The 12070-nt window shown below is 31.2% G+C and carries 16 protein-coding genes; 5 read left to right on the top strand and 11 right to left on the bottom strand.

What is annotated here, in order from left to right; all coding sequences use genetic code 11:
• Window positions 1-629 precede the first annotated feature (629 nt).
• Window positions 630-2018 (top strand): alkaline phosphatase, encoded by a 1389-nt coding sequence (locus ACEWK1_RS25570; protein ID WP_212138780.1) that lies wholly within the window; start codon window positions 630-632, stop codon window positions 2016-2018.
• Between the two features lie 73 nt (window positions 2019-2091).
• A complete protein-coding gene (locus ACEWK1_RS25565) occupies window positions 2092-2721 on the top strand; it encodes a hypothetical protein (protein ID WP_212138779.1) in 630 nt (209 codons plus the stop codon).
• Between the two features lie 116 nt (window positions 2722-2837).
• Here the strand turns inward: ACEWK1_RS25565 and ACEWK1_RS25560 are convergent, their stop codons facing one another.
• Both ACEWK1_RS25560 and ACEWK1_RS25555 read right to left on the bottom strand, forming a co-directional pair.
• Window positions 2838-3326 (bottom strand): DUF3888 domain-containing protein, encoded by a 489-nt coding sequence (locus ACEWK1_RS25560; protein WP_212138778.1) that lies wholly within the window; start codon window positions 3324-3326, stop codon window positions 2838-2840.
• Window positions 3327-3485: 159 nt separating this feature from the next.
• Window positions 3486-3662 carry a hypothetical protein gene (locus tag ACEWK1_RS25555; RefSeq protein WP_212138777.1) on the bottom strand — a complete coding sequence of 59 codons (177 nt, stop codon included), beginning with the start codon at window positions 3660-3662 and terminating at the stop codon, window positions 3486-3488.
• Window positions 3663-4128: 466 nt separating this feature from the next.
• On the opposite strand from ACEWK1_RS25555, the gene ACEWK1_RS25550 reads away from it, so the two are divergent.
• The gene (locus ACEWK1_RS25550) at window positions 4129-4284 is read left to right on the top strand and encodes a hypothetical protein (protein ID WP_212138776.1); all 156 of its coding nucleotides are present in this window, start codon (window positions 4129-4131) and stop codon (window positions 4282-4284) included.
• Between the two features lie 81 nt (window positions 4285-4365).
• Here the strand turns inward: ACEWK1_RS25550 and ACEWK1_RS25545 are convergent, their stop codons facing one another.
• The gene (locus ACEWK1_RS25545; protein ID WP_232273424.1) at window positions 4366-4812 is read right to left on the bottom strand and encodes a GNAT family N-acetyltransferase; all 447 of its coding nucleotides are present in this window, start codon (window positions 4810-4812) and stop codon (window positions 4366-4368) included.
• A 320-nt stretch (window positions 4813-5132) separates the two neighbouring features.
• Between ACEWK1_RS25545 and ACEWK1_RS25540 the strand changes: the two genes are divergently transcribed.
• The gene (locus ACEWK1_RS25540; RefSeq protein ID WP_212138775.1) at window positions 5133-5486 is read left to right on the top strand and encodes a DUF4181 domain-containing protein; all 354 of its coding nucleotides are present in this window, start codon (window positions 5133-5135) and stop codon (window positions 5484-5486) included.
• A 113-nt stretch (window positions 5487-5599) separates the two neighbouring features.
• Here the strand turns inward: ACEWK1_RS25540 and ACEWK1_RS25535 are convergent, their stop codons facing one another.
• From ACEWK1_RS25535 to ACEWK1_RS25505, 7 genes are all read right to left on the bottom strand, one after another.
• On the bottom strand, window positions 5600-6163 hold the full coding sequence (locus ACEWK1_RS25535; RefSeq protein WP_212138774.1) for an SMI1/KNR4 family protein: 564 nt from the start codon (window positions 6161-6163) through the stop codon (window positions 5600-5602).
• A gap of 194 nt (window positions 6164-6357) precedes the next feature.
• Complete coding sequence (locus tag ACEWK1_RS25530) at window positions 6358-6786, bottom strand: DUF4279 domain-containing protein (RefSeq protein ID WP_232273422.1); 429 nt, start codon at window positions 6784-6786, stop codon at window positions 6358-6360.
• A 170-nt stretch (window positions 6787-6956) separates the two neighbouring features.
• Window positions 6957-7550 carry a hypothetical protein gene (locus ACEWK1_RS25525; RefSeq protein WP_212138772.1) on the bottom strand — a complete coding sequence of 198 codons (594 nt, stop codon included), beginning with the start codon at window positions 7548-7550 and terminating at the stop codon, window positions 6957-6959.
• Between the two features lie 207 nt (window positions 7551-7757).
• On the bottom strand, window positions 7758-8111 hold the full coding sequence (locus tag ACEWK1_RS25520) for a hypothetical protein (protein WP_212138771.1): 354 nt from the start codon (window positions 8109-8111) through the stop codon (window positions 7758-7760).
• A gap of 243 nt (window positions 8112-8354) precedes the next feature.
• Window positions 8355-8570, bottom strand: a complete 216-nt coding sequence (locus ACEWK1_RS25515) for a hypothetical protein (RefSeq protein ID WP_416636780.1) — start codon at window positions 8568-8570, stop codon at window positions 8355-8357.
• Between the two features lie 189 nt (window positions 8571-8759).
• Window positions 8760-9212: a hypothetical protein gene (locus ACEWK1_RS25510; protein ID WP_212138770.1), complete on the bottom strand. Its 453-nt coding sequence runs from the start codon at window positions 9210-9212 to the stop codon at window positions 8760-8762.
• Between the two features lie 139 nt (window positions 9213-9351).
• Complete coding sequence (locus ACEWK1_RS25505) at window positions 9352-9729, bottom strand: ACT domain-containing protein (protein WP_212138769.1); 378 nt, start codon at window positions 9727-9729, stop codon at window positions 9352-9354.
• 166 nt (window positions 9730-9895) lie between these two features.
• Here ACEWK1_RS25505 and ACEWK1_RS25500 point away from each other — a divergent pair, with 166 nt between their 5' ends.
• The gene (locus ACEWK1_RS25500; protein WP_212138768.1) at window positions 9896-10339 is read left to right on the top strand and encodes a GNAT family N-acetyltransferase; all 444 of its coding nucleotides are present in this window, start codon (window positions 9896-9898) and stop codon (window positions 10337-10339) included.
• A 254-nt stretch (window positions 10340-10593) separates the two neighbouring features.
• Here the strand turns inward: ACEWK1_RS25500 and ACEWK1_RS25495 are convergent, their stop codons facing one another.
• Window positions 10594-11121, bottom strand: a complete 528-nt coding sequence (locus ACEWK1_RS25495) for a hypothetical protein (RefSeq protein WP_212138767.1) — start codon at window positions 11119-11121, stop codon at window positions 10594-10596.
• Window positions 11122-12070 lie beyond the last annotated feature (949 nt).

Here is a 12070-nt window from a genome sequence, read left to right as displayed (position 1 = left end):
GTCAGCTACCGAGCGTCTTGGAACTTACTCGGGTCGGACTTTCACCAACTAGCAATTAACGGCTTGCTGGGCACGCAATAAAAAAAGCACACGAATGTGCTTTTTTTATCTATCTAAATATTCGTAGGTTGACGTTTTCCGACGTCACTTTATTTTTATCAATACTCCAAAAATCTATACATCCATAAATTCTTTCAATTAATTTTCTTAACATCAATAAAGTCACTTCGTACACAGTAAGTTGTGGTAAAAAAGATATCCTACATCTTTTATTTGAATATCGCGCTTACACTACCCTCTTTTTGGTAAGTTTATATCAAATAGGAAAGTATATGTAAATTTTATGTCATCAAAGTAAATGTATTGTAAAGTATTTACCATTATAAAAATACTAGAAATTTGTTTAATATTCCTCTAAACCCCATTATATCCCATACTCCATCACGCCGTTAGTTACATCTACCTATAAAATTAACAATGTAAACGTTCCATATAACCAAACTTTTAAATTAGTAAGACTAATTAACTTGTTTTATTCATTTACAATACAATTACATCTCCTTAAAGTTCACTTAAAACTACTTACCTATAATCGCATTTGTTAGTCAAAACAAGGAGGAGAAAAACAAATGTTAAATAAGAAATTTAAAAAGAAATTATTCCCTTTAGCTGTTATGTCTACTGTTGTGCTTGGAAGTTTAGGTGGGACATTTTCTTCTGCTGAAGCAAAAACAGTAAAGTCAAATAATGCAGAGATTAAAAATGTTATATTTTTAATTGGAGACGGAATGGGAGTTTCATATACTTCAGCTTACCGTTATTTAAAAGATAGTACTGATAGCAAATTTGTTGATCGTACAGAGCTTGATAAATATTTAGTGGGCCAACAAATGACATATCCAGAAGATCCTGAACAAAATGTAACTGATTCTGCATCAGCTGCCACAGCAATGTCTGCTGGTATTAAAACTTATAATAATGCCATTGCAGTTGACAATGATGGTTCTGAAGTAAAGACTGTTTTAGAGGCTGCAAAAGAACAAGGGAAAGCAACAGGGTTAGTTGCAACATCTGAAATCACTCATGCTACACCTGCTTCTTTTGGATCTCATGATGAAAGCCGTAAAAATATGAATGCCATTGCAGACGATTATTTTGATGAATTAGTAAATGGTGAACATAAAGTAGACGTTCTTCTTGGAGGAGGAACAGACTTATTTGATCGTCAAGATCGTAATCTTGTAGAGGAATTCCAAGAAGCTGGCTTTAGCTATGTAACAAACAAAGAAGAATTACTTAATGATAAAAGTGGACAAGTTCTAGGATTATTCGCTGACCGTGGAATGCCAAAAATGCTTGACCGCACAGATGATATTCCTTCATTAGAGGATATGACAACTTCTGCAATTGATCGTTTAAGCCAAGACAAGGATGGTTTCTTCTTAATGGTTGAAGGAAGTCAAATTGACTGGGCAGGACATGATAATGACATCGTTGGTGCAATGAGTGAAATGGAAGACTTTGAAAAAGCATTTGCTGCAGCGATTGAATTTGCAAAAAAGGACAAGCACACATTAGTTGTTGCTACTGCTGACCACTCTACTGGTGGATATTCAATTGGTGCTAATGGTATTTATAACTGGTTTGGTGAGCCAATCAAAGCTGCAAAACGTACACCTGACTTTATGGCAGAAGCAATTGTAAATGGTGCTGATGTGGAAGAAACGTTAACAAATTATATTGACCTTGAATTAACTTCTAAAGAAGTACAATCTGTTAAAGACGCTGCTGCAACGGGCAAAGCAGTAAATATTGATAATGCAATTGAAAAGATCTTTAACACCCGTTCTAATACAGGTTGGACAACAGGTGGACACACTGGTGAAGACGTACCTGTTTATGCATTTGGACCATCATCTGACCGCTTTGTAGGACAAATTGAAAACACAGATCATGCAAAAATTATTTTTGATATTTTAGAAAAAGGGAAAAATAAAACGATTATTAACGATAAGTAATTCACTGAAAATAAATTGAAGGGTTTGACGTTTTAGTGTCATCCCTTCTTTTTATAAGGATGGAGGGGACTTCTTGAGAAAAACAATTGCTCTTACATTATTTTTATCTTTATTTATAGTCGGTTGTTCTAACGATGCTGCCGAACCTGCAAAAACAGGAGATATTCCTACTGATTATTTAACTGATTATTATTCAAATCCACAAGTAACTGACGATCGTTCGTTATTAGAACCTAACCAAACTGTTTCTGATGAAAAAGGTGAAGCAACATTAAAAGCAATTAATTACGTGGATACTACACATGATATTGGATCTGTTCAGCTTCGAATAAAAGATATGAAGCTCATTCATTTAAAACCAGACTATAGCTTAATCGATTATTTTCATGTATTAACACATGAAGAGGAATTCGATTTTGTTAAAGTGTTTATTGAAATTAAAAATACCTCCTCAGATAAAGTTAGTTTCGCACCTATTGCTTTGTTAGAGACAAGTTCTGGTGAAAAATTCGATTGGGAAAAGGATGTTTACCTAGAAGACTTGAATGGTGAACTGAAAGGAAAATCCAGCAAAAAAGGGAATCTAGGCTTTATTGTAGAAAAGTCAGAAAGACTTGAGTGGATTGAAATCACTACAAGTGACGTTTTTAACCAGGATGGAATGAAGATTCATGATTCAAAAAAAATAAAAATTGAGTTTTAATAATAAGTAATAAAGCGCATTTCAGTTCCAGAAAGGCGCTTTTTATTGTTGAAGATTGTAAATTGCTTTAAATGCTAATATAAACATAATCATGAGTAGATCATGTAATAAATGACCTACTCATGATTATGCTTATTGTGTTTATAGTCGATTAATTTAATTGCTAGATAATCTTTTATTTCTTTATTGTTTACTAAATCTGGGTTAACACCAAACGTTAAGGTATCGGTCCCAAAAAACTTATGGTTGTTCATATATCCGTTATGAACATTAACTGTAAATGAAACGGTATATGGGAAATATACATCATTTATTTCCTGATCCACTTTGTAATGGATTTCATCGACATTATATTTATTTTCCCAGTCGTACGTTAAACCAGTTGCAGAAAAATCTTTGTAATATTTTTGAGTCTCTTTTACAATATGGGGCATAAAAAGCTCAATCATAAAATTTTTAAGATATTGTTCTTGTGTAACATCATGAGTAGCATTATATAAGTCCTCACTATATCCTTTACGATGAAAATCTTCCGCACATGCAATTTGTAATGAAATTAAAAAAGTCATTGGTAATAGAACAAGCGAACTAATAATTGTTTTCATTTTCCACCTCCTTTAACTATAATCTGTAAATAAATACAATTTATTCATATAAAGTTGTGGATAATTCTCGATTTACACATAAGAAAAAACACTTATCCTTGTTCAGAATAAGCATCTGATTCTGGAAGTAAGGCCCTCTTTCCTCTAGAACTCCAAAAGCTATTTCTTAGATAGATAATATCTTGCATTAACGAAAAATATAGTCCCCAAAAGAAATAACATAACTGTAAGCCAGCTTGCAATGGCAGAAAACTCGTCTTTAAAAATAAATACACTTGCCCCATTAACAAATACCATTACTGCCATAACTATATACAAACCCACTACATACTTCATACAAAGCCTCCCTTTCCCCAGGACCTTTACAAGAAGTTATTACCTTAAATGGCCCTTATATGTAAATAGGGTGCAGACTTTTATACCATTATCGCGCCCTTTAATGAAAATTTTAAATGCTAAAGCAATCAGATAGAGGGAGATTCCAACAATTAACACCCCTGCTAAAAGGTAACATATACATTTAAAAATAAACTTGAAGAAATCATAGATTGCTCCAGCCAAGTCGTCTATAAACCTTACCATCACACTATATATTTTAACATAATTATCCAATCTAGTTTGGAAGCATTATGCAAAAATATGGCTTTTCAACAAAAATAAGCATTCCTCCTTTATTCCAGAAAGCCACTTTTATTGAGGAAGATCATTTCTATTTACGAGTATCCCTGAAATTCAAAATACCCAATAATTTAAATAAAGAAATAAAACTGATATTATTTAACTAGATAGAGAGGAGAATCTTATGATCAATCAGTTATCAAAATATCTAAGTGTACCTAGCTCGCTAATTTCTTTTACTTTAATAGCTTCAATTACTGCACTTGGCTTTTGTTTGTTTAATTACTCAGCTAGCATTGGTGAATCAGTTGGAAAATTCTTGTTTATAATTACTCATTAATATTCACTAAGTAATAAAGGGGCATTAGCCTTTATTGTTGAAGTTCATAGATAAATTTACTTTGTAAGAAACATAGCTAATCTATCTTCGCAATATCATTTGATCAGTTTCAGTAAACCCTAGTGTTTTGTATAGTTTTCTTGCATTATCACTTGCTAATAATCGGATTGTATGAATTTCTCTCTTAGAAAACCACTTTAACACTTCATCTGTTAACTTACTTGCATAACCTTGATTTCTAAATTCAGGATCTACATAAACATCTCCAATAAATCCGTACTGATCTTCTTTATAAAAGCAATATGGAATATCTTCCTTAATAAAAGCTCCAGCACAAGCAATTATTTCATTATTTTGTTCGATAACAAAGTGAATTGCTTTATCTAAAATATATAAATCTTTATATGTCTTTTCAACCACCTGAACAAAATTAGCTTTAAGAAGATCTTCCATACCCACTTCTTTAAACATTTTCTGTTTTAGGAGTGTTATTGAAGGAATATCTGTAAAAGTTGCAGCTCTTATCACTTTAATCACCTACTTAAATAAAATATGTATCAGTTCATTCCTTCATTTCCTCTTAGAATTATTCTATCTATGATACAGAATATCCTGTGCTTTCAACATTTAAAAGGCACATCTCAACATGAAATGCACCTCTACTTTTGAAGATCACTAATAATTGAATTTTTACTTCTTTCATAAACGCGCTTTGTTTGTGGAAGATTGATCCCCCCATAAATCTAGGCATGTAAATATGATCAATATTTTGTATATATAAGTCCCACTGATTACCAATAAACAGCTTGATACCTTTATGAGATAATCTAGAATAGGAGGCGGAAGAAGTGGCTATTAAGTTTACAATGATCATATTCATTATATTTTTAAATATGGCAATGATTGAAATGATTGAAGGAAAATTAAAAATACCTAAAAAAACTGGTATTTGGCAAAAACCCGTCAACAACATTCATAAGTGGTTAAGTAGAATATTACTTTTCGTTCTTATTGTCTTTGTTATAGTAAGTCAGCAATTAAATTTTGATATTAGTGTTTATAGTGTCTTTTTGGTTTTATTGTTTTCTGAAATTTTACGAGCAATTATGGAATGGATATATGAGAAACAGACAAAGCGATATATATTATCAATATATAATTCAATGATATGGGTTATTATATTATTAGTATGGTTTTTATAATAAAGCTTAGTCTCCAATCTGGTCTTTTAACAGAATTAAGCACCTTTCCTTGTTCAAGAAAGGCGCTTTTATTGTTGAATAACGGTTTAAAAGAAAATAGCAGTCTTTTTCAATTAAAACTTAAGATATTTAGGATTAAACTGTTGTTTATACTTTGTTTTATTTTTAATTTTCTTAGGTTCAAACTTAGTCTCCCTATACAGTTTTGATAAAAACTCACCAAATGTAGAAGCTAAATGAGTTTTTCCCCATGGATCTTCCTTTTCCCAAGTTTCCCATAATTGAACAACAGATGGATTATCAGCTGCTCTACTGTAATCCAACGCAATAAAATGATGAAAATCTCCCCACAGTATCACAGTAGTGGAAGGAGAGACAGGCAAATTACATTCTTCAATCCAGTATTCAGATGCAAGAATCCCATTTCCATGATGAGGTACTTCTAAATCAATCCCTTCCATATGATCCATCCAAACTGATCTATCCCCATCATGGTCAAAACGATCATAATTAACAGAACCACCGTTTTGTTCTTTTAACAGACTTATATAAGATAAGGGAAGCTTTAATTGTAATTGTCTCTCAGCCTCTTCAATCATACCATCTGTGACAGGTTCATAATCCCAAGAATACTGTTCCGACCAAAAACCTTTACCCTGATAATACTCTTTTTTCATTAATCCTCCACCGTTTATAAATACCTTAATGGCATTCGAGATATAGTTAGTCTAATATACTATAATTATTGTATCGTTCCATATTATACTAACCTGTTCCGTTAGTTCTACAATTCTTGCGCTTTTATTGTGGAAGATCACACTGCCATGTTTAACAGAGCTACATAGGTGTGGGATAAAATATAGTATTCTTTTCAATTTATTTCTTCATCATAAGGATAAGAATATAAATCAACATCAAAATCTGCCTTAATACTATTAGCAAATTCAATAACATCATTACCAAAGTGAAATCCTGGTGTAAATCCATTTATTATTTTAATAACGATGTTAAACCTACATTCTAAGCTAAATTCTCTTTTTAACTCATTTATAATTAGAGCCCTTTCTCTTATTTGTCCAATAACTTGTTCCATAAGTTCGCCAACATCAAATGATTCCTGATAACCCGTACTTAATTGCCATGATGAATAATTTCTTACATGGCTTGTCATTCCATCAATTTTTTTAATTATATCCCCTTTTTTATAGCTTTTTGTTGGCTTTAATCCTAAGCGTTTTGTTATAACATCTAATGGGAAATCGTCAGCATACAGTTGGAAATACACCATAACATTACTCATAATCCACCTCATTTTGTTATCATATATTTTACTATTTTAATCTATAGGCTTTATTATCTTGAACTATATTTAAATTGTAATAAATGTGAGGCGTTAATGTTTTCCAGAAGGTGTGCTTTTTTTTGTTGAAGAGGGTATTGAATTAACACTCCCTTTAGTGAAAGAAGAAACTAAATTTTTTGAGCAGTATAACAAACTAAGACCATAGGTTCTTCACATGATTGAGGCTTAAAATAAGACTCACCCCAAGTTACTTTAGCTATTATTAGATCATTTTGTATTGCTAATATTCTTGGAAAGCTAAGATTTGGAAACCTTGAGTCATTCATTTTAAAATCTTCAAGTAAACTCAACAAACTTTCACTGTCTAATGCTTTTTTTGAAATGAACAGAATTGAATCCCATTCTAACTTTACTTCTCCTATATTAGTGAATTCCTTTTTGTAAGTATGCTTGTTGTTTTTTAACTGGTCCCAATTACCCTTTACTTGTTCTCTTTCAAATAAGATCTTTTGAATAGTCGTCATCTCGACGACTGTATCTGTACAGTCATTTATACAATAAATCCTATACCCTTCCGTATACAACCAGTTAATAAATTCAGGTATAACAATTCTATTCTGTTGACTGATTTCAACAATATAACTATTTATAGTTGATAACTGTATATTTACTTGCGGTTCCTCAATATCAACAACGTTTCCATTTTCATCAAACCAAGTAAATTCCTCTCCTTGTACTGGTTCGTGCTTTTCTATAAACATTCTGTTTACCTCACTTAAAATTGTTTAAAAATGAACACCTATTTTTCAAAATATAACATCCCTTCTTCCACTAAACTGTCAATTAGTGGAGTGAAATGCTCCACAATTTCTGATTCAATATTAAGTGCAATCAATTCGTTCTGTTATTCACCACATTAAAAAGACTTATTATACTATACAATTAGTACTAGCTATTGAAGAGGAAGCTTACTCAAAATTATCAATATGAAAGTAAAACCAACTTAGTCCAATTATAGTAGGCGATGAACATACCCCCTCAAATTCTAAACGATCATTTTCGTATGTAATAGGACCAGTTATGTTTATATCTCCTCCAAGTTTATTTACCAATTTAAGAATATAAAACACTGCCCTTTCAGGTTCTTCAATTTGTAAGCTGGACTTACCAATCAATTCAAATAACGATTTATCTTTCCAATATTGATCTAACGCTAGTATTTTAAATTGACCTATTTCTTGCTTTAGACGCTCTATTACTATTTGTGCCTTTACCTTAGAAGTAGCACTTATATACATACGCCACTCGATAGTTTTAAACATTATACTCTCCTCAGAATTATTCTAACCCTTCCTTAAATTTATATAATTACTGAGGTATATACAAATGGGAATATTTTGTATTTACATAAACCTCCTTTTCAGATGCAATTTTATAATTCTTTTATATTTTAAAATCATCTCTAATCTGTCCTTTAACATGATAAAGAGCGCACATCCTTATTCAAGAACAGCGCTTTGTTAAATTGAATATTTTTTTGTAAGAAAATATTAAAATTCCACAAATCATAGATCCTCCCACAATTGATAACAAATAAAAATAAGGGGGGATATAACATAACCAAATGCTACTTCATTTTGTAGCGTTTCTACTTTATCCCACGCACCTGCAATATCTGGTTCATAGTATTTGGTTTTTATATAACCAACCTTAATAATACCTACAAAATAAATAAAATGTAATATTATTGAGCAAATAATTGATTGAAGCATTATCTTCATTTAAACTTCACCTCTACAATTCCATATTTCCACGATAATCCATATTTTCATTCTCCTGGTCTCGAAAAACTTCACTTTCTAATGATCCCTTCCTTATCAAGAATGTGGCCCTTAAACTGAAGTAAGCACCTTCCTTGTTCCAGAAAGGCGCTTCTATTGCTGAAGATCGTACTTGAAATAAAGCTCCCGTTATTTGAACAAAGATTTTATCTCATTATGTAGATTTACTAACTCATTATCTTCCCAACCCTTTAACTTTGCATATCCAATAACCGACTTAGATACCTTTACTACATTCATTTTTAAATCATCAAATTGAGTTTGTGCTTCAAATAGCATTTCATCGTTAATTAAATTTCTTTTTATACCTACTAAATTAACTTCGTGCTCATTTACTTTTTTTAATCTCAACAAAAGAGGACCGTCCATAAAGTCAAATTCTGTTTTTTCACCAACTTTAGCATACTCAAAATAACGGAGTTTTTTCGTCCACCATGATAGGACAACAACAACAAAATCAGTCCACTTTTCTTCTGGGAAGAAGCTATGTCCATTCTTTTCGATGTAGATTTCTCCTACTATATTGTTACTATCATTTATAAATAATGTCGTTCTATTGACTCTAATTTTTATCTGGTCCATGTTCATCACCTTCATATACTAAACTGACTCATTATAGAAACAGGGCAGTATCTAACACGAATCCTTGTTGCACATACGCGGTTCTATTGTGGAAGATATTATTGAACTAAAGCCCCGTTAGTTGTGTATCTTTTTAACACTAGATAAATGTATGACCAGCATTCTCTAATACTGATTTTGCTTTTTCTATGGAATGCACTTTAATCAACAAGTAATCTGTATTAAAAGTAGAAATAGCAAATATGCTTATATTATTTTCCGCCAATGGGTTAGCTAAAGAAGATAATATTCCTGTTAAACTAAAATCTAATACACCCTCTACTTTTATACATTTCCAATCATGTTCCACGTCCTTTAGTTTACTACCAGGAACATTGGATGTAGGACATACAATTGAGAGTTCTTCGTTTGTACGTGTAATTGAAAATAATTCGCCTTTGCCTGCCCAAGATGGTATCTCTTCTGTTGTTTGTAATTTCACAACAGAGAATAACGTTTCCAATATGACTAAATTCATATTAATCGCCTCCTAATTAAAACGGATACCTCGCTGCCTTTTCGCAACATCGCACCTGTTAGTTCAGTAAATAAAAATTAAAACTAATCCTATTATTGTATAATTTTACATTTTGGTGTAAATTTATTCAATAAGTATTAAATATGAAAGGGAGAGGAAATCAATAATGTCCTTAATAATCAGATGTGTAGAAAAAGATGATATGAACCAATTGACCGATTTAATGTATCAGTATATCGTTGATTTTTATAATCGACCTAAACCACCTATTAAAAACATACATAATTTAATTGACACTTTACTGGAAAAGAATAGAGGTATTCAATTCGTAGCTGAACAAGATGGTAAACTTCTCGGCTTTGCAACATTATATTTTAGTTTTAGTACAACGAAAGCTGATAAAATAACTGTAATGAATGATTTATTTGTAGTTGAGATCGCAAGAGGGACAGGGGTAGCCCAAGAACTGTTTAAACAATGCGAAAAATATACAAAAGAAAATGAGTATGCACATATGGGGTGGATAACTGCAACTGATAATTACCGTGCACAAAGATTTTATGAAAAGATGGGTGGTTCTCTTGGAAGTTGGATGAACTATTCAATATAACCTAAAATGCCTTCTTGGTACGACCTCTATTATCGGAGGTCTTTATTTTTATAGATTTGTCATTTAATAAATTTTATCTCTTTATCTTTTTTTATTCCAATACTCGCATACGTTAGCACGATAGGGACTGCCTCTGTTGAACAATCGCGCTTTCTTACATAAAAAAGACACGAATGTTATTACAGATTCGCGCTTTTATTGTTGAATAGTAGTAAATGAAAAAAAAGAAGCTTAGTCATCTAAATGTTTTCCATTCAATTATCAACATTTTCAATAGTATTAAAAATTCTTGAATAAACATCCAAAATGTTTATATCATTAACTGTATTATTGTAAAGTCCGTAACCCCAATATGTTCCATTATCATCACCTTGGTAAAATCCAGCCGCATAATCTCCTGATTTTGAATCAGGGAAGTCTTCATAGTCCATGTCCTCATTTACAAAAGGTAGATAAGATTTTTTCGTTTCAATAAAGAAAAATGGTATACCAGAATTTTTGTATATTTTAGCATAAGGAGCTTTAGCTGCTTTAGATAAATGTTCCTTCATAATAAATATTGCGTTATATTCTGGAGATAGATTTTCTGAACTTAAATCCTTTAATTCAATACTTTTAAAAACGATGTTTTGTTCACGCACTATCGGTGCTTTACCAATGACACCGATAGTTAATCTCTTGCCTTCATATATTTGGCTATCCATAACTTCATCTTTATCATTATTACAGGCCGATAAAATAGACAAAGCGAGAAATAAGAAAAGTATGATTTTCGTATTCATTTAATCCTCTCCAATCTATTTCTCTTGCTTTAGCAAGTGCCCTTTGATTTAACAATCCTTATTTAAGAAGGGTGCTTTATATTATTGAATATTTCTATTAATAAAACTACAAAATTATTAAATCATAAGACCTCTTATATAACTGTTCATTCTCTTTAATTGTTGATCGTAGTTACAATATTTGTTAACCTTTCATTAACAATAGAAAGGCGTGGTAATGTGGATTTCGTTGTTCAGGTTTTAACTTGGGTAGGAATAATTATTTTAATTGTTATTGTCGCAGCAATTAAAACAAATAAAAATGATAAAAAGTAGCTTATATGGTGTAGTTTCTCCCTCAGTTTCCAACATATATTATGCAAAGGGTTCAATTCACTAAATGCGTCCTTTATTGTTTAATAAAAGGAGTCATAGGCATAGTAACATCCTGGTCAATTATTGTGGAGAAATTCAATTAATTCTTTTTCACTGTATGTTTTAAATACTATATCTTTTTTGTCAAAAACTACGAAAGCTGGAGATTTTTCTAATTCTATGAATTTGTATTGATTATTAATCTCTTCTATGGAATTTCCCATGAACAGTTTGAACATTATAGATTTTATTTTCATCCAACCATTCGTTCCCTATTTCATATTCTCCAGCCTCATCAACAACTAATAAAGAATATTTAGTTTCATTATTTGAAAACAACTAATGCAAAGGCTCTGGCTCATCATTTGAAAAGTATGAACAACCAACCATTAGTGTAGAAACAAAAAACAACAACAATGTTTTTTTCATAGAAACCCCCATGTTAGAATTGTTATTACAAATTTACCATTAACTGTAATTTAAATAAATATTATTTTTTAAAGATTAATATGTACGAACTATTTAATTTGGTAGTTCCGATACTGCTAGGAAAATCCAAAATAACAGATTCTACGGAAATAGATAGGTTCAACAC

Source organism: Metabacillus sp. YM-086, from assembly GCF_048059995.1.
GTDB classification, from domain to species: Bacteria; Bacillota; Bacilli; order Bacillales; family Bacillaceae; genus Metabacillus; species Metabacillus litoralis_B.
The sequence above is the reverse complement of the archived record's forward strand: the minus strand, read 5'-3'. Positions and strand labels throughout refer to the sequence as shown.